The organism is Peribacillus sp. NPDC101481 (genome assembly GCF_044767165.1).
GTDB lineage: Bacteria > Bacillota > Bacilli > Bacillales > DSM-1321 > Peribacillus.
In genome coordinates this window covers 37,435-56,039 of the sequence record NZ_JBIWNJ010000002.1, presented here as the reverse complement: position 1 = coordinate 56,039, position 18,605 = coordinate 37,435, and the positions used below count along the sequence as shown (strand labels likewise).

General features: G+C 34.3%; 16 protein-coding genes and 1 pseudogene. 5 read left to right on the top strand and 12 right to left on the bottom strand.

Features of this window, described 5'->3' with window-relative positions; all coding sequences use genetic code 11:
- Positions 1-759: 759 nt before the first annotated feature.
- Positions 760-1,611 (bottom strand): MurR/RpiR family transcriptional regulator, encoded by an 852-nt coding sequence (locus ACIROD_RS10165; RefSeq protein ID WP_101225846.1) that lies wholly within the window; start codon positions 1,609-1,611, stop codon positions 760-762.
- A 683-nt stretch (positions 1,612-2,294) separates the two neighbouring features.
- On the opposite strand from ACIROD_RS10165, the gene ACIROD_RS10160 reads away from it, so the two are divergent.
- Together ACIROD_RS10160 and ACIROD_RS10155 are read left to right on the top strand one after the other, a co-directional pair.
- A complete protein-coding gene (locus ACIROD_RS10160; RefSeq protein WP_101224748.1) occupies positions 2,295-2,975 on the top strand; it encodes an RraA family protein in 681 nt (226 codons plus the stop codon).
- Positions 2,976-2,995: 20 nt separating this feature from the next.
- On the top strand, positions 2,996-3,889 hold the full coding sequence (locus ACIROD_RS10155) for a prephenate dehydrogenase/arogenate dehydrogenase family protein (protein WP_101224749.1): 894 nt from the start codon (positions 2,996-2,998) through the stop codon (positions 3,887-3,889).
- A gap of 781 nt (positions 3,890-4,670) precedes the next feature.
- Here ACIROD_RS10155 and ACIROD_RS10150 read toward each other — a convergent pair.
- From ACIROD_RS10150 to ACIROD_RS10110, 9 genes are all read right to left on the bottom strand, one after another.
- Complete coding sequence (locus tag ACIROD_RS10150) at positions 4,671-4,964, bottom strand: hypothetical protein (RefSeq protein ID WP_402940340.1); 294 nt, start codon at positions 4,962-4,964, stop codon at positions 4,671-4,673.
- 179 nt (positions 4,965-5,143) lie between these two features.
- Positions 5,144-5,632 carry a DUF6584 family protein gene (locus ACIROD_RS10145; protein ID WP_402942859.1) on the bottom strand — a complete coding sequence of 163 codons (489 nt, stop codon included), beginning with the start codon at positions 5,630-5,632 and terminating at the stop codon, positions 5,144-5,146.
- Positions 5,633-5,812: 180 nt separating this feature from the next.
- Complete coding sequence (locus ACIROD_RS10140; RefSeq protein WP_230177728.1) at positions 5,813-6,454, bottom strand: HAD hydrolase-like protein; 642 nt, start codon at positions 6,452-6,454, stop codon at positions 5,813-5,815.
- 542 nt (positions 6,455-6,996) lie between these two features.
- Positions 6,997-7,479 (bottom strand): hypothetical protein, encoded by a 483-nt coding sequence (locus tag ACIROD_RS10135; RefSeq protein WP_402940336.1) that lies wholly within the window; start codon positions 7,477-7,479, stop codon positions 6,997-6,999.
- A gap of 258 nt (positions 7,480-7,737) precedes the next feature.
- The gene (locus ACIROD_RS10130; protein ID WP_402940333.1) at positions 7,738-8,877 is read right to left on the bottom strand and encodes an FtsW/RodA/SpoVE family cell cycle protein; all 1,140 of its coding nucleotides are present in this window, start codon (positions 8,875-8,877) and stop codon (positions 7,738-7,740) included.
- A gap of 360 nt (positions 8,878-9,237) precedes the next feature.
- Positions 9,238-9,489, bottom strand: coding sequence for a sulfite exporter TauE/SafE family protein (locus tag ACIROD_RS10125; protein ID WP_402940330.1), 252 nt, complete (start codon positions 9,487-9,489; stop codon positions 9,238-9,240).
- 333 nt (positions 9,490-9,822) lie between these two features.
- Entirely contained in the window at positions 9,823-10,188 is a 366-nt protein-coding gene (locus tag ACIROD_RS10120; RefSeq protein WP_402940327.1) for a nuclear transport factor 2 family protein, read from the bottom strand.
- Between the two features lie 155 nt (positions 10,189-10,343).
- A complete protein-coding gene (locus ACIROD_RS10115; protein ID WP_402940324.1) occupies positions 10,344-11,135 on the bottom strand; it encodes a phosphotransferase in 792 nt (263 codons plus the stop codon).
- 537 nt (positions 11,136-11,672) lie between these two features.
- A complete protein-coding gene (locus ACIROD_RS10110) occupies positions 11,673-12,119 on the bottom strand; it encodes a GyrI-like domain-containing protein (protein WP_402940321.1) in 447 nt (148 codons plus the stop codon).
- Positions 12,120-12,675: 556 nt separating this feature from the next.
- Here ACIROD_RS10110 and ACIROD_RS10105 point away from each other — a divergent pair.
- Positions 12,676-13,656 (top strand): SDR family oxidoreductase, encoded by a 981-nt coding sequence (locus ACIROD_RS10105; RefSeq protein ID WP_048687630.1) that lies wholly within the window; start codon positions 12,676-12,678, stop codon positions 13,654-13,656.
- Positions 13,657-14,121: 465 nt separating this feature from the next.
- On the opposite strand, the gene ACIROD_RS10100 is transcribed toward ACIROD_RS10105, so the two are convergent.
- Positions 14,122-15,060 (bottom strand): bifunctional helix-turn-helix transcriptional regulator/GNAT family N-acetyltransferase, encoded by a 939-nt coding sequence (locus ACIROD_RS10100; RefSeq protein ID WP_402940316.1) that lies wholly within the window; start codon positions 15,058-15,060, stop codon positions 14,122-14,124.
- A 576-nt stretch (positions 15,061-15,636) separates the two neighbouring features.
- Between ACIROD_RS10100 and tnpC the strand changes: the two are divergent.
- Positions 15,637-16,945: pseudogene (tnpC, locus tag ACIROD_RS10095) on the top strand (IS66 family transposase); the annotation flags it as partial.
- A 62-nt stretch (positions 16,946-17,007) separates the two neighbouring features.
- Here the strand turns inward: tnpC and ACIROD_RS10090 are convergent.
- The gene (locus ACIROD_RS10090; protein ID WP_402940313.1) at positions 17,008-17,547 is read right to left on the bottom strand and encodes an ECF transporter S component; all 540 of its coding nucleotides are present in this window, start codon (positions 17,545-17,547) and stop codon (positions 17,008-17,010) included.
- Positions 17,548-17,756: 209 nt separating this feature from the next.
- Between ACIROD_RS10090 and ACIROD_RS10085 the strand changes: the two genes are divergently transcribed.
- Entirely contained in the window at positions 17,757-18,605 is an 849-nt protein-coding gene (locus ACIROD_RS10085) for a pyridoxamine kinase (protein ID WP_053346497.1), read from the top strand.

Genomic DNA, 18,605 nt, shown 5'->3' with positions numbered 1-18,605 from the left:
TAAGTTAGCACTGCTTAATGGACTCTTAACACCACTTCATTGTAAGGGTTTACAAAACTGACATTATTGAATTCCCCTGTAATTGTTGCTATGAACCATATCTTGAAGTACTAGTAATTATACATCCAATTGAACATTAGATCCGTTAAGATAATATTACCAATACGCTGGTATCTTGCTCTTTTAATAGTCTGATCTGATTTTTACAGTTTTAAATTATTCACTTAATTACACCTCTTTTTCATTTAAAATTTTTTTATGAATCACCACTTTAATTAAAGAGTGCTCATTACATGTAAGAAATTTTTCTAATAGTTAAAGTAACATAAAGATCATTTATTATCTGTAAACAAAAAACTCAAAAAGATAACGTTTTCAAAAACCTTTAATTTTAAAAATAAAGCAATATTCGATGATTCTTAGATTCCAATAGTCATTCAGCATATTATAATAATTTCTTTTGTAAAAAAATTCAGGCATATACTGGTGATATTTTTAACAAAACCATAAATTGGAGAAAACTAACTATATCTCTAAGAATTAACGTCCTTTTTCGTAGTAATATTTTTTACCTTTATAGTTTATGTTGTAATATTTTTAACTATTAAAAGCATACTATCATGGATGCTTATTGAAAGTAAACCTTTTTTTATCAAGCAGAGAGTAGATGATGGTGAGTAGGATATCTGGTTAAGAAGAAATAAAAAGATGATAGGAGCAAGGGTTCAATTGAATCCTTGCTCCTATCATCTTTTAAATTTAATCACTATAGTGATAATTCATTTTGGTAAGAATTGAATTAATTTCATCAAGACGATTTTTTGTTTTTTCAGGATAATTAATGGCTATTGCGCTTACAAGATAATCTGCTACAAGCATAGATGCTATTGGTGAATTATGAAAAGCGATACTACTAGAATTACATGGCAATACTAAATCCGAATACTTAACTAGAGGAGAAGAATAACTATCAGTAATAGAAATAATTTGTGCCTTATTGTCTTTAGCTACCATCGCGAATTCAACAATTCTTCTAGCGTATCTTGGAAAAGAGGTTGCGATGACTAAATCCTTCGAAGTAAAATTAATTCCTTTGTCAACCCAATCGCTTAAATCAGCAACAATCAATTCACAGTTTCCAAGTAGACGATTAAGTCCAAAAGTTAAATGTTGTGCCACTGGTAATCCACTTCTCACACTGGTACAAAATATTCGATCTGCAGACACAATCATTTCCATCGTTTTATTTAAACTCTCCGTGGAAATCATCTCTACTGTAGATTGAATATTATCGAGTTGACTTTCTGCAGAGCGAATCCACAAATCACTTTCATTTAAATCTTTCAAATTTGCCTCTAATCTAATTTGAGGAGCTGCTCTATTACGTAAAAGTTCCTGAAGTCCTTTTTGAAATTCAGTATATCCCGAATAATTCAGACTAAAAGTCAATCTCATAATGGTGGTAGTACTAGTTCCTACAATTCCAGCCAACTGATCAACGGTTAAAAAAGCGACATCCACAGGATTTTTAATAATATAGTCCGCAACTCTTTGTTGTGTTTCTGTTAATTCTGATATCTTGTTTTTTAATTTTATTATTGGGTTTTCCATAAGATTCGCTCCAATTGAACATATTATAGTGTAAATTTTATATTTTTTTATTCCAATAAAGTATTTATTACGATATTTAATTGAATTTTAGCATTTTTATTTATTAATGTAAAAAGGAGTCCCTTAAATAAGAGTATTAATAATTTCCTTATCTGAAACTTCTAGAACGTATCCATAAACGTTATGCATGATTACTTCATAAGTAGTAAATAAAATTAATTTCTTTTAGAACTTTGGAATAAATGAGCTAATAAAGGTGATTGAACCTTTCAAGTTAACAATCTAATTCGCTTTCTTTGTTCTTAAGCCCTTTTTCTTCTTAAAATTCAGTTTCTTTTCAATGTCATTAAAAAAAAGGGTTTACTTTAATAAATAACGCTGTTAGTATACATTTAAGTTATTAGTAATAAATATTACCCCCAAACTAGTTTTAGTAATATTTATTACTCTGAAACTGAAGTTAACAAAAATAGTGGATTTTCCAATGACCTACAACTCTTTTTTTGTCAATAAACTTAGTAAAATAACGTGACAAAGTGTTGAAGAGACAGGAGATACACTAAAAATTATGTAATTTTTGAAAGCGTTATCTTAGTTGATAGTACATCAAAGATAACAAGTTACATTTAGTAGCTAATTGTTTAGTTATTGGAAACATAAAAAAGTAAAAGGAGTGCATGTCATTGAGTAACTTAGCACCGTTATTGTCGGAAGAAATTATCGAAAGAGCAAAACGTCTTAACACTACACTTATATCAGATGCGATGGGATGTACAGGTTCTATGGATTATAAAATAAAGCCTGTAGCACCAGGTATGAAAGTAGTTGGTACTGCTCTAACAGTAAGCTTAAGACCTGGAGATAATTTGTTCCTTCATCAAGCTATCTATGATGGGAAAGAAGGTTATGTATTAGTTGCGGATGGAAAAGGACATACTTCAAACGCCTACCTTGGAGAATTGATGGCAGGAGCTGCGAAAGCCATTGGACTTGAAGGAGTCATCATTGATGGATTAGTTCGTGATAAAGAAACACTTAGCCAATTAAAATTCCCTATTTTTGCAAAAGGATTTATTCCAAACGGTCCTCTTAAAGATGGTCCTGGTGAGCTTCATAAACCTATTTCTTGTGGAGGGGTATCTGTAATTCCAGGAGATTTGATCATTGGTGATGATGATGGTGTTATTGTGGTTCCAAGAGACAAGATTGAAGTGGCTCTTTCTAAGGCAGAGAAAAAACTAGATTATGAGAAAACGCGCATAGAAACCATTACAGCTTATGAAACAACCCGCAAGCAAGGTAAACCAGAAGGAAGCATTGAACCTCCTTGGTTGAGAGAACAAATAAAAGCGTATGGACTATAAAAAGAAGGGAGAACTTTAGAATGAAATTGGGTTTTATTGGATTTGGAGAAGCAGCCTTTGAATTATCCGTTGGATTAAAACAAGAAGGTTTAGAGAAGATCCTCGCTCATGATGTCATGTTAGACCATCCTACTTTCGGTCCGCAAATAAAAGAACGGGCTATACAAGCGCAAGTGGAGCTTCGTTCCGATCCCGAGGGCGTATTAAATGAAGTTGATGTAGTCATGGTAGCAGTACCAGCTGATAAAGCTTATGAGGTTAGCGAAGTGTTAAAACTTCATCTGAAGAAAGATTGTATTTACGTTGATGTATCGGCTTCGACTCCTGTAGTAAAACAAAATATTAACAAAAACATACAAGAAAAAAAAGCATTTTTTGTCGACGCAGCAATGTTAGGACCCTTACCAGTTTATAAACATAAAGTTCCTATTTCAGCAAGTGGTAACGGAGTAGATCGGCTTATCGCCTTAATGACTCCATACGGCATGGATATAACTAAGGTGAGTGAGAATCCTGGCGACGCTTCTGCTATAAAACTAGTCCGTAGTATTTATATGAAGGGAGTAGCCGCGCTTTATTTAGAGTTGTTAGAGGCCGCCCATGAATTTAATATAGAAGAATTGGTTTTAGATTCGATAAGTGAAACTATGGATAGCAAGAGCTTTAAAGAAACCATGAATCGATTAGTAACGGGAACGTCTATTCATGCATTAAGAAGATCAATTGAACTAGATGGTTCTATCCAAATGTTAGAAGCTTCTAATCTTAATTCAGTCATGTCTAAGGCAGCAAAAAACAAATTAGAAAGATTAGCTACATTCAATTTGAAAGAGAAGTTTAAAGGACAAAAGCCGAATCATTGGTTAGAAGTCATTAAAGCATGCAAAGAAGAAAATACAATTGTAAGAAGTTAAATGAAATAAGCTATATCACTAGGGTACCACCATTGGTACCTGTTCCTTTGTGCTTCGAATCAATAACGCCTTCCCTTTGATTTTACATTATCTACCTAAGAGAATATTGATTTTTAGTGCGACAATTTTTTATGATGGTAACTTTGTTTATCTTCCCAACGCTATTACACAAAACAGAGCAACCCTTCGAAGATGGAGATTTTATAACTGAACTTCAATTATCAAGACCAAAATTATAAAAACCTTAATATTAAAGGAGAGCACATATTAACCATGAATAATATGTACTCTCCTTTTATCTTTTTACGAACTAAAGCACCTGTTAGTTAAAAAGAAAATGGCCTAGCAGGATGAGAAAAGATTAGCGATTTCCTGATAACTAAGTCATACAAGTAATTAGCTACATTGCCCATTCTCAAATCTATTACTACTGAACTAATTGCAATTACAGCTAAACTCAACTCACAACTTTTATAGTTCTAATCTCCTCAATCTGAACTATTTATGAGCATATATTCTGCAACGAAAATAATTAAGCCTCGTGCAACTATCATGCCCCCTTAGTTCCATAAAGAAAAAAGCCACCACATGGCAACTCTATATCTCAACTAATGGACCTGTTTATTCAAACAATAATATCAAATCACAAAATTCATAGTAACTATCTAATAATTCTTCGCTTCTGTTTTCTGCTTCTTTCTCATCCATTTCCTTATTTTCTAGCCATTGTTGATAATGGATTATTTCATGAGCCGTGCTGCGTAAAATTGCCCATAAAGCATTATTTTTTCCTTTCTGAAACTAATTCTTCATAATCTCCTGTTGCAATTCTTATGTAAGGTTCAACAGTTTTATCATAAGGTGCAAAAAAAGTAGCATTTGCCAGTTCTCTTGTATCTCTGGTTTTAAGTTGAGAATCCGTTTTTAGATATACAACAACCCTTATAGGAAATTCCATGTATATACGTAACCAAACCGCAAAGCTTAAACAAGTTCGTATTACTGATGGATTTACATCCTTCTCACACCTGACTCTTAATCCTGAGCGTAGATATTGCACATCATTTGTGGTCATAGCTAATCACCTTTAGCTTCATTTTATTGCATAATTCGCTATCTTACCGAAATTTCCTTCTCCCCAACCTTCCCCGATAGTTGCATAAAGAAAAAGCTGCCTTAAAGACAGCTCCGATTTCCTGCCAACGCACGCGTTAGGGAGAACAACAACTATAAATACCTCGCAGATTCTAGGGATCAAAAAAACCAGCTAAAGAGAGTGTAAATTCCGATTAATGTAAAGAAAATGATTAATATTAATATCGTGATACACCCAATAGTAAATAACTTATCCTCCAATGTCTCATCAGGTTCTTCCGTTAATTTTTCTTTAACTTTATTTTGTATAGGAGAAATTGCTTGATCTTGCAGTCTTTTTATTATTTCACTATCTCCTTTAAATTTTAGAACTCTTGCTATTCTAATAGGATCGTTACCCATAGAATTTTCAAACTGAATACACGCATCTACCATTTCAGGTGTCTTATTCTTTTCTAGATACCAATATCGACCGGCCATCGAAGGGTATTTTAATACAAAATAAATGTCCCCCAACTTTCTGCGAAGTTCTAACTCATTAGGATAGGTGGAAATTAACCCGTGTAGTCTATCCCTTGCTTTCCCTAAATCATTTTTTTCAATGTCCTCTTCTATCTTCTTAATCGTTTTAACAGGTACCTTTTCTATACAAACACCTCATTATCCTTTTTCTTTATAGTCTTTACTTCTAGATAGTTCAAAATAGTTCCTTCTTCAACTAACCTGCCCCGATAGTTCATTAAGGGTATTTTTTCACTTTAATGCGAATGTATGATAATGCTAAGAATCGTATTTTCAAAAGGCCGCCAATTGGCAGCCTTTTGAAGTTTAAACTAACTCTAAGATTTCTTTGAAATTATTCACTACAAAATCAGCTTGTTTTAATTCATCTTCTTGAGCAAAGTCAAAGTTCACACCAACGGCAATAAGTTCATTATCCTTAGCAGCAGTTATATCTGAAGAACGATCTCCGACAACGTAACCTTTTCCAATTTGATTTTTACTTTTCACCATTTGCACTAAATCAGACTTATGCCCAGATTTAATCAGTTGGATACTATATGTATTTTGAATAAATCTATCCAAATTATAGGTTTCTACAATTGCTTGTAAATATTCTATCTGTCCATTGCTGGCAATAAATAAGGGATACTTTTTACATAACTCATTTAATGTTCTCTCCACATCAGCATATAATGCACCTTTTTGTGCTTGGATTAGTTCAATAAGCTTTTTATGAAAAATCTCATTGCTCTTTACTCGTATTTCTAGTGAGTGGTTTGGGCAAAGTGTTTCCCATACAACTGGTAGAGGGACACCCATAATTCCCCTATATTGCTCAATCGGTGTTATTGTATCCCATAAACTTTCTTTTCGTAGTACATCAAATGTTTCTTCAAGGGCAGGTTCTAAAATTAAATTTGTTTGAAATAAGGTTCCATCCATATCAAAAATAATTGCTTTACTCATTGAAAATTCCCCTCCCTCTATCTCTCAGTAAAACATAATATAATTTTTAAAAAGCGCTGCCTTAAAGACAACTCCAATCTTCAGCTAACGCACCCGTTTGTTCTATAAGAAAAGCGAACCTTATTCAAAAATCGTGCCCGATTGCAATATAAAATTATGTCATCATATCTTTCATTTTCATATTTAAATCATCATAATCTTCTTTTTTAAAAGATACTGTTACTCTAGCCAGTCTTTCCGAATTTGGATAGTGGTACATTTGTTGATTGAATCTTATCCCTAAAGGTCCAATTATTTGGTAAATCAGATTTAAAATATTAAAACAATCTAAGTCTACTCCATCTTTAAATGGTTCTTTATACTAACAACCATTAAGTTCTCGATAACTTCAAATTTAGGCTTCCGGGGAGAAATATTTTTGATTTTGCAAAGTCTCTTTACAACTTGCTTAAAAACATCTGAATCCCCAATATTTCCCCCAAAAAAAACACCCCTTATTTTTTAACTTTTATACTTATATATTCCATTTTACGGAAAAATTTTCACCACTCAAATTCAGGATTAAACTCTTCCGGATCCATCATTGCTTTTGTGTAGGTTACCGGTTTTTCGTTCGGCATAGTGATAGTTAATTCTGTTCTATCCTTGTTTAACTCTAAAGTTATAAATGAAGTCCGATTGGTCTTTTCTTTGCTGTATAATACCGCAGTCATTTTGTTTCCCGTGGATTCAGCTAATTTAAAGTACCTGATATCCTTTTTTTCGTTTATCTTTTTGATATTTTCGTACTTTAGCTCATCGCCATTAGATGAAATCACTATGTATGACTTATCTGTCATCCAACCGCCGTAAATATGATACTTGGTTACTTCATAAGATGGAACGCTGTTAGTTCTTGTGGGTTCTTCCTTAGTTGTTCCTTCTTGGTTATCTACCTTATCAGTATGTTTGACTTGTTCTGTCTCACAAGCAGCAAGACTACCTAAAAGCAGGAGCCCCACTGTGATCTTTTTCAAAGTAAACAAAGGCCTATCCTCCTAAAAAATGGATGTGAATTCCAAACCATTAAATGATCCACCCTAACATTGAGTGTTGAAGACAATAACCTAAATATAATACCACAATATTCCAATTTCTTATAGAACTAACCTGCCCATTTAGTTGCATAAGGCTTTATTGAGTTGACAAAGACTGAGACATAAAAAAAAGACGGTTTTACCGTCTAATAAATAGCTTTCTTTATAAAAACATACTTAGAATTAATCCTGGAATACTTAGCCATCTTAATCAAACATAAAGGTTTTTTTTCGATAGCTTATTGAAAAGACTAACCCCATCGCTAACATATTACCAATTAATGAGCTTCCTCCATAACTTATAAAAGGTAATGGTATTCCTGTTATAGGTACTAGGCCTATATTCATCCCTATATTCTCAAAAACATGGAAAAAAATCATAGAAGTAACACCGGTACATATGTAAGATTCAAAACTATTTTTTACGTCTAGAGCTAACTTCACTATACTCGAAATAAGGAGAAAATAAATTGTTACTAAAATACTAGCTCCAAAGAAACCATATTTAGAAGAAATAACGCTAAATATAAAATCCGTATGTGCTTCAGGAACATATATACCCTTTTCCAGATAACCATATACCCCTCCTGAACCAATGGCTAATAATGCTTTGGTTAGATTATAGCCTTCACCTGATGCATAAGATTCTGGATCGATCCAAGCATAAATTCTTCCTAATTGATATGTTGCGAAACCCATTGATTGAAGCATTTCAGGGTTGAAAAAGACTAAGTATATAAGAATACTAGAAATCAAGGAAATAATAATAAAAATAACACTAATAATTTTCCATGAAATGCCCGAAATAATAAAAATCCCAGTAAAAATACATATTAATACTAAAGACGTACCTAAATCTGGTTGTAGCATAATTAAAAGTATAGGAAGAGCTGTAGCAGCTCCCATCTTAATTAACAGTAACAAATCTGTTTTTAAAGTTTTATCTAAATATTTTTCATGATGTTTTTGTACTAAGAAACTTAAACAAATTATTAAAGATATTTTTGTGAATTCAGCTGGTTGTAGAGATCCGATTCCCGGAAGTTGAAACCAGCTTTTGGCTCCATTTATTTCACGAGCTATTGATTCAGGTGCCAAAATTAACGTGATTAATAGAATTATGCTAAATGAGTATATAAACCAATTCAAGCGAAAGATCTGTTCAGAATCTAAATACATAATTCCTGCAATTATTCCGATCCCCACTATATACCAGGTTATTTGTCTAAATAAAAAATTCCCTTCATATTGACCAAAATCTTGAGCATTTAATATAGCTATACAACTTGTTATAAATAGTAAAAGTAAAAGTGTAATTAGGTTGTAATCCAACTTTGAATTTTTCATTTTTTCCCCTTGTAAATATTATCTTTTAACTTAACTTAATTTTACTAAAAATGTAATTTTTTAAATAAAAGTATGGAGGATAACCAATTAAAAAAGGCTTAAAATGTTATCTTTTTTTGTTTTGTTTTATGATTTTATTTTTTCTTTTTATTTGTTCTGTGATTAAATTTTTTCAGTAACATTTCCACATTTACATATTATTTCACAAAAAGTAATTAAAAGTATACAAGTAATTCATAATATCAATAATAATTCTTTAGAGAAGAAATTCTTATTAAACTAACCTGCCCCTTTAGTGCCTAAGAAAAAGGCTGCCTAGCAACCTTCCTTATTGAAGTAAAGCACCCGTTTCTATTAGCATTAGAAACCCGTAAAGCCACCAAATACATTATTTATTAGATAAGATGTAATCTTGGTCATCCAATCAAAAAATAAGACAATCCCCATAATAATTGTTATATAACCACCAAATTGAGCTATTTTGTGGTTATATTTTTTTATCCATCCTGATTTTCCTATAAAAAATGACATTGTTAAGAAAGGTATGGAAAACCCAAGAATATAAGCAATCATATATAATAAACCTTGTCCAGTCGATAAACATTCAGGCATACTTATCAGTATTCTCTTGTTATTTGGCTGAAAAACGTGAAAAAACTTAAAACAGGAGATTTAGCAGAATATAAAATATGTATTAACGGATGTGAAGGAGTTGATTGAGTAATAGGAGAATTCAATGAGTGTCGTTATCAAAGGGGACGAAAGAAAATGGCCCCGGTACAATACCGGGGCCGCCTATAGCCGCATAGTTTCGAAAAATGAAGGATAGTTGCAGTCGGCGTTTTTTCTTACTTTGTGAAGGATGTACAATTTCGATAGCTCCATAAAGAAAAAACTGCCTAAAAGACAGTTCCAATCTTAAGCTACGCACCCGTTAGTCAGTAATTAAAGCGAAGGAGTTGTTTTTGTACCTTGGTGAAAAAACATTTTCCATCTTCCATCTCTTAATTTCCAAATTGAACTTCGCAATGAATGTTGTTTTTTTCCTTCGTTAAATATTCGGTAGGTAGTTAACACTATTTCTTCAGACAATGGATGTATATCAAAATCACTCAATGTCATCTTTACCTCCCCTATTCCTTCTTCGCCAATCCCCTCATCTTTGTACAAGACTTTACCAGAACTTCCAAATTCAAAAAAATTGTCTGCAAGTAAATTATTAAGCTCTTTTTTAGATGTACGAATTTCTGGTTTTAACAACTTCTCTTCCAGTTGACGTAAATGTTCTTTTAACGAAGATTCACTTTCCATTTTCCACTCCCCTTTTTTGTCCATTATAAAAATATCCCAAATACTCGCTTTTCCCTCTTCAAGCTAACCTGCCCCGTTTGTGGCATGAGAAGTAAGCTGCTGATCAGCTCCTGTTTATGAAGTTAAGCACCGGTTAGTTCAACAAAAATCTACCCTTAAATCCACTCTTTTCCATGTTGTCGAATGAATCTGATATCATTTTCATAATGCTCGAGATGCCCTTCAGCAATCATTTTTTGAAAAGCAGTATCACCTTCACTGGCTTTTCTTGTAATGGTTTTACATAACCCTTCTAATCGTAGCAATACCATTTCCAAATAATTTTCTTCTATTCCCTCACCGTAAGAATCAAAAAACAATCTAACTCTTTGTTTTATACAGTTAGCATGCTGTAATGAATTATAATAAACTTTCTCACCTGTTTCAGAAAGATAAAATTTACTTAAGGGGACGCAAGTATAAAGAGAATAAGCTATGTCCCAAAGTCTTGGACCAGGTCCAGCAACATCAAAATCAATAATGCCCATTGGTCTTTCATTATTAAAAATAATGTTGTACATCGCAAAATCATTATGGCATAGTACTTCAAATTGTTGGGGGGTGTTATCTATCGATTCCCAGCTACCATCAAATGAAAAATCACTGACAGAATCATGATAAAGACGGAGCATTTTCGCTATTTCTATTAAGACATCTTCAGACCACATGTATTCCTTTAAAGGATAATTACCAGCTTCTCCTTCAATAAATGATAATATCTCTCTTCCTTTTTCATCAATACCTAAAAACTTTGGTGCATAACTGAAACCTTTGCTCTCCAAATGCTTTAATAGCTTATGAATTTTGGGACTATATGGCTTTAATTCTCGTCGAACAGTATCTCCCGAACGATAAACATTTGAAACATTCCCTCCAGTTAGCATTTCTTCGTTTTCATGGTTTGACATCTATATATTCCTCTCAACTTATGACTTTCTATAATCCGTAAACTGTTCAACTATCCTGCCCCCTCAATTCATTAAGTAAAGGCTGCCACATCCGCCAGCCTCAATTCTCAACTATTGCACCTATATTTAAATTATTGAAAGTTATTACCTTTTTATGATTTTGGCAATCTTGAAAATTCCAAAGCCGCAAAGAGTTATGATACCCATTATGATAATTGGTATTAAAATATTAAATGACATTAAATCATCTCCCTACAAATTATGTAAGTTATTTCTATATCCATATAATACCACATTAAAAACATCTACTTATGGAACTATCCTGCCCCGATAGTTCCATAAGAAAAAGCTGCCTTAAAGACAGCTCTGTTCTAAAACTAACCACCCGTTAGCTTAAGTACATTCTTTCACCAACTTTTGTTATTCCAAATTGGGCAAATTTTCATAATTGTAAACTACTCGAGGTGCATAAAAAAATGACCCTTATTTTCTTTCACTAAACTACCCGTTTGTTGAAGAAGGCTTTTGATTTGTCTTTTAAGCTTGAATTGGTAAATAAATCTGTACTTCTTCATCTCCTTCCCCCATAGGGTGATATGTCTCGATAATATAAGAATCGAGATCTCTTTGATAACCTTGTTCTTCTGCCCAATTCAATAAATTCAAATGAAGTTCCCCCAAATTAGATATATTCCCTCTTGTAGTTATGTAACTTTTATTTATTTCAATATAATCCATTCCTATTGGTACTTCATTTAATTTCTCACTCACAATTAACCCTACATAATAATGACCTATCCTATGCTCCTCATCCTTTTTAGGCTCAAATAATGCAATTTCGTTCTCTGTTAGATTTAGGATTTCGTTTAATCGACTTAATAGTTGCTTTGCAAGCAAGGGTACTAAATTACCAAAGTTAACAAACTCCCCACTACCTTTTAATCCAACAAGCTTAAATTCTTTTTTAACCATCATAAACGACATATTAAACTCTCCTATTCACATAAAAATTCCATAATATTCTAATTTTATTTGTTCAACAAAAAATCCTTACTTCCTGCATTGAAGTAAGGATTTCATACTGATTTCTGTAACTGTTATTCAACTAACCTGCCCCTTTAGTTCATTAAGGGGTAAGGAAACGATTCGCTGATTAAGAGGCCACTCTGGAAATTATAGTAATTTAAAGATAACCTAACCTACCTCCGATGATAGGTTTTTTATTTTAGTATAAAATGAAGTTATCAAAAAGTTCTTACAAAGAGAAGGAATATAATTTGCCGAGTATTCAGGATAATCGAAAACAACTCATTTCATGGGATGAATATGAAGAGAATCTACCCGAATTTTGCGAACAAGTAGGGGTGCCTCGTTTAGGTCCTGAATTTGTTCGAAAGATGCAGCGAGAAAAAAGGTGTCTCTTTTGGGAAGAATACGCTTCTGTGTTGAAAGTAAACAACTTTTTTCACACTTATTTTACATTATTTGTAGTGAACAACATAAACATTCTATAGAGAAATTACTTCTATAGGAGGTTTCCATGGATCAAAAGGATCAAAGTCGTCAATTAGACCAAATAAAGCAAATGCAACAAATGTTTAAAGCGAACATGAAAACTCAACCTTATCCCATGTACCCAAACTATGGGAAAATCACACGTTACGAAGAAATTCCGATAAGTTTACCTGAACAGCGCCAACTGCGCCATCCCGGAGTGGAAAAATTTATGGTACCCCTTCCAATTATCGAAAACCCGAACTATAAAGGGAGTGGAAAGTTAACAGGAAAAGTAGCACTTATTACAGGGGGTGACAGTGGTATTGGTGCAGCAGTAGCAATTGCGTTTGCTAAAGAAGGTGCAGATGTTGCTATTTCATACTTAGATGAACATGAGGATGCAAATAGAACAAAAACGAGGATTGAACAACTCGGACAACGTTGTTTTCTAATGCCTGGTGACTTGCGAGACAAACAACAGTGTATCTCCATTGTAGAACAAACAGTAAATACGTTTGGACGTCTCGATATTCTTTGTAACCACGTTGGTATCCAATTCCAACAACTAAGTCTGCTTGACATTACAGATGAGCAATTCGATGACACCTTCAAAGTTAATATATACTCTCATTTTTACACAACAAGAGCAGCGCTTCCTCATTTAAAACCAGGCAGCTCAATCATTGGCACTTCTTCAGTGGTGACGTATGTAGGTGAGCAGCAAATGATTGATTATACGGCCACAAAAGGAGCAATAGTTGGTTGGACACGTGCCTTGGCTAAAAATGTCGTGAAACAAGGGATCCGAGTCAATGCCGTCGCCCCCGGCCGAATTTGGACTCCACTTATTTCAGCAAGTTTCTCGTCAGACCAAGTTGCTGTATATGGAGCATTTAATCCAATGGAACGAGTTGCCCATCCATTTGAACTCGCACCAACCTTTGTCTATCTTGCTTCTGATGATTCTCGTTTTGTTACTGGTCAAGTTCTTCATGTTGATGGGGGAGAATCAACACATTCCTAATGGAAGGGGGTTACCATTTTGAGATATGAATTTAATCCAGAAGTAAAGCTATTGCTAGTAAACCATTCAAATGAAAAAGTAAAGATGGTCTATATGGAGGATTCCTGGCCCATGCCAAAAATAGGACTGAGACCACCATACTATTGCTACCCAAGTTACGAGCTGAATTATCCAATAATCTAAATAATAACAGACAAAAAGACTTCTATACAAAGTATGAAGTCTTTTTGGAAAGAACCTTTTTACAATTCTTTTTTCTTGTTCTTTATCCATTATGACCTCCGATAACTTGTTTGTATTAATCATAACAAAATCCTTATGCAACTAACCTGCCCCTATAGTTCCATAAGAAAAAGCTGCCTTAAAGACAGCTCTGATCTTCAGCTAACGCACCCGTTAGTTTAAGTGTACTCACTCACAAACTTTACAATTTTCATCCCTTGTTTCTAATTTTGATTTTTTGCTTTACTTTGTTTGGTTTTCATCGGAAAGAATGAGATCCCATCGTTCTTCGATTAATTTAGTTGTAGTCCATTCTTCATTCGGTTTTTCTTCAGTTAGTCTAAAATTATATTTTTTATAAAGATGGCGAGCCGTTTCTAACGTGCTTACCGTCCATAAGAAGACATGCTGATAATTTTGTTCTTTACTGAAGTTGAGGGCAGTCTCCATAAGTTTTTTCCCTATTCCCATGCCTTGATAATTTTCATTTAAAACAAACCATTTTAGCTGTGCTACTGTATCACTGAACTTCGTAATTGCAATCGAACCGGCAATTTCGCCATTCACTTCCGCAATCCAAAGCTCTCCCCCATCGGTATTAATCATAAATTCTGTTAAACCTTTCATGACGTAATATTCAAACATCTGTCCGAACTTATATGTCTTATCGTATAAATTCCCATGAAGGTATGCGACGTATCCTACATCTCCGGGTTGAAATGGTCGAATTAAGACTTCTGAATGGGAGGAACGTTCTTCCGAGTAAATGGATTCGATTCTTTCCATGGATGTGACTAGCTTAGACAGATCACCATTTGATAAATTATCAATCATTTTATCTACTCCCCGATTTGCATTTTCAACTAAGTCTTTGTAAATATTTTCTCCAAATTCGGTGAGATAGAGTGAATACTGTCGTTTATCCTCTGTTGACTGTTTTTTTATGATGATATTTTCATCCTCAAATCGTTGGACAATTCGGCTCATATAGCCTCGGTCAATTCCTAGGTTTTCTCTAACTTCAGTAGCAGTACAACCATTTCTGTAATTAATTTCTGTTATTACCCGTGCCTCTGTTAATGGAAAAGGTTGATTATAAATTTCTTGATCAATTTTGCCCAGAACATTTGCATAATACCTGTTGAATTTTCGAATTTTTTCTACATAATTATTTGATTCCATAGATAATTCTCCTTAATATTCTGAAACTTTGAACTAATGACAGTATAATGCATATAGTTGACTGGGTCAACTATATAAAATAATCAGGTTTTAAAATTGAAAAACCATACCTCTGCATATTGTAGGACAAGTAACACCTAAATATAGGAGACAGTAATTTTCCGAACTTCATAATGCTTTTTATATCCTTGTTGAACTAACCTGCCCCGTTAGTTGCATAAAGAAAGAGCTGCCTTAAAGACAGCTCTGATCTTAAGCTAAAGCACCTGTTAGTTCACTAAAAGAAAAACGAATCTCATCTATTATAAAAAAGAGCATCATTACAGGATGCTCTTTTTTATGTTTCATACTGATTTACTGAATCGAACCCTTACTTTTATTAAGGAAAACGTATTGCGTTAATATCGATATTTATAGCACTTGATGAGGTTACATTTGATGCTACTGTATATGCGATTCTAATTTCATATGTTGTGGTTCCAGTAATAGCAGCAGTATTTACATTGGTAGATGCAACAGGAAATCTTGATGTACCTGCAGAACTTATACTTCTTTGAACGGCACGTGTATCAATTAAAGTCCCATAGGGATGAGTCCGTCCAAAACCTTTCTATCGAAACGATTGAATATCGTTTGGCTGACGAGGAACAGGTTTGTTCGTGCTGTGGTGGTGCTCTACATGAGATGAGTGTAGAAGTCCGTAAGGAACTGACGATTGTTCCTGCAGAAGTAAAGGTGACAGAACATAAGAGATACATATATACTTGCCGCAAGTGTGAACTAGATGAGGTTTCCACACCGATCGTGACTGCGAATATGCCAGCTCCTGCCTTTCCCAAAAGTATAACTTCCCCGTCCATTATGGCGTATATCATGACTCAAAAATATGTAGAAGGATTGCCTCTTTATCGTCAGGAAAAGCATTTTGAACGAATGGGAATCTACTTATCGCGTCAAACGATGGGAAATTGGTTATTATACGGGGCTAGTCAATGGTTAGTGATATTGTATAAAAGGATGCATGAGCATCTACTTGCTCGAACCATCCTTCATGCGGATGAAACAACCTTCCAAGTCTTACGTGAACCTGGTCGTGCCGCAACTACCAAGTCCTATCTGTGGTTATATCGCACAGGGCGAGATGATATCCCCATTGTTCTCAACAAGAGCAGGCGAACACCCGAAACGTTTTTTAACGGGTTATCAAGGTTATTTACAAGTGGATGGATATAGTGGTTACAATCAAGTACCGGATGTCACCCTTGTGGGATGTTGGGCGCATGCCAGACGTAAGTTTGATGAAGCCTTAAAGGCTTTACCTGATTCACAGCAGGGAAAAAAGGTGAAGGCGAGCGAAGGGTTGTATTTCTGTAATCATCTCTATTCTATCGAAAGAAAGCTAAAACATGTCGACTCTACAGAACGATATGAGCAGCGACTGGAAAAAAGCAGGCCCATTCTGGACCTTTTTTCAGCTGGGATTTATGAATAAAAAGATCTCGTTCTACCAAAAAGCGCGCTAGGAAAAGCCATCACTTATTGTTTGAATCAATGGAATCATCTTGAAGCTTTTTTATTGGACGGACATTTAGAAATCGACAACAACAGAAGTGAACGTTCCATTAAGCCGTTTGTGATTGGGAGAAAAAATTGGATGTTTTCTAATACACCGCGAGGTGCTAGAGGGAGTGCCATCATGTATAGTGTGGTTGAAACGGCAAAAGAGAACGATTTGAGTCCCTATCATTATCTTCGCTATTTGTTTGAAATGCTACCAAATATGGATCTTACGAATAAAAAAGAAATAGATAAAGTCTTGCCGTGGTCATCCAGTTTACCCTCTGCATGCAGAGTACCGATAAAAAGGGAAGCAAACAAAACATAGTCCCGAAATACACGATCCATGTAGTATTTGGGGGCTACTTGATGTTTACCTTTATAGCGAATTTACTTAAAATAAGGAACCTTTTTCAAAGCCACACAAACTGGAACGGCAACGATAATTCCTAATATATTTTGAACGAGATCTCCAGGTATCGAAGCTAAAGGTGCAATCCAATTACCGTATAGAATCCCTTCACCAATATAATAAACAGCTATCATAAATGGAATGGAAACGATTGTTGCTATTACATTGAAAGCAGTGCTAGTACCGTTGCGACCCTTTGACCAAGCGATTTTACCAACTATATATCCTTGCAAACCACGCGCCACAATGGTGATAGGTGCCCACAATGTCCACCCTCCAACTATATCAAATAACCCCATTCCTATCGCACCAGCAAGAGCTGCTTTTTTAGGACCAAATAAAATAGATGCAATAAAAAGCATAGCTGTTCCTAGATGAACTAACCCTCCATTTGCGGCAATTGGCAGTTTAATATTCAAAAAGAAAGTAGATAGGAACACAAGTGCAATCAACATTGCGGTAATAATTAAATCCATAGTTTTTTGACTTGACCTTGAATAACTTTGTGTATTTTGCATATCTTTAAACCTTCCTAACTAGAATTTTCCTATGATTTTAGCAAAAGACTGGTGTCTATAAAAGTGTCAATTTATTAAAAAACTATGAGGTCAGTTGATAAAAAATACAGATATTATACGTATTGAAAAGAGAGAGGAGATGACTGTTTTTAGCTGATTTATGATAAGATAAATAAAGTTTAAAGTGGATAGGCCATATGGAGGTTATTATGAAAAAAGTTGCTGTACTACAGGATTTATCATCTTTTGGAAAATGTTCATTAACAGCTGCAATTCCGGTTCTTTCGGTCATGGGCGTGCAGGCATGCCCTTTACCAACGGCCATATTGACTGCGCAAACCGGATATCCAAGTTTTTTTTGTGAAGATTTTACATCCAAAATGAAATACTTCATAGAAGAATGGAGCAAGCTTAATGTAACCTTTGATGGAATCTATACCGGCTTCGTTACTGGTGAAGAGCAAATTAATAATATTTTCCATTTTTTAGATAAATTTTATACAAAAGAAACCATTTTACTTGTTGATCCAGTAATGGGGGATATAGGAGAAGTCTATAAACTTTTTACCGATGAATTACTGGTACTTATGAGAGAACTGGTGAAGCGTGCAGATGTCATTACACCAAATGTTACAGAGTGCTGTTTATTAACCGGATTGTCTTATGAAAAGCTGCATAGCTATTCAAACGAAGAGGACTATATTAAAGCGATAGAAGAAGCCGGTAATATGTTGCAGCAAGAAACGGGAGCTCAGGTTATCATCACTGGAATGAATCCACCGTCAGCAGATTCAGAGAAGCAGTTTATCGGAAATATGTATTTGGACGGAAGTAGAACCTTTTATAGTGCGACGCAGTATAACGGTGAAAGCTATTCAGGTACTGGTGATTTATTTGCATCTGTGATTATGGGAAGCATGATGCGTGGAGAGAACCTAGAAAAATCCGTACAGCTCGCAGTGGCATTCCTGACAGAGGCTATCAATGATTCCTCCTTGGAGCAAATTCCTAAAGTAGAAGGAGTTAACTTCGAAAAATATTTACGAATGTTATTATGA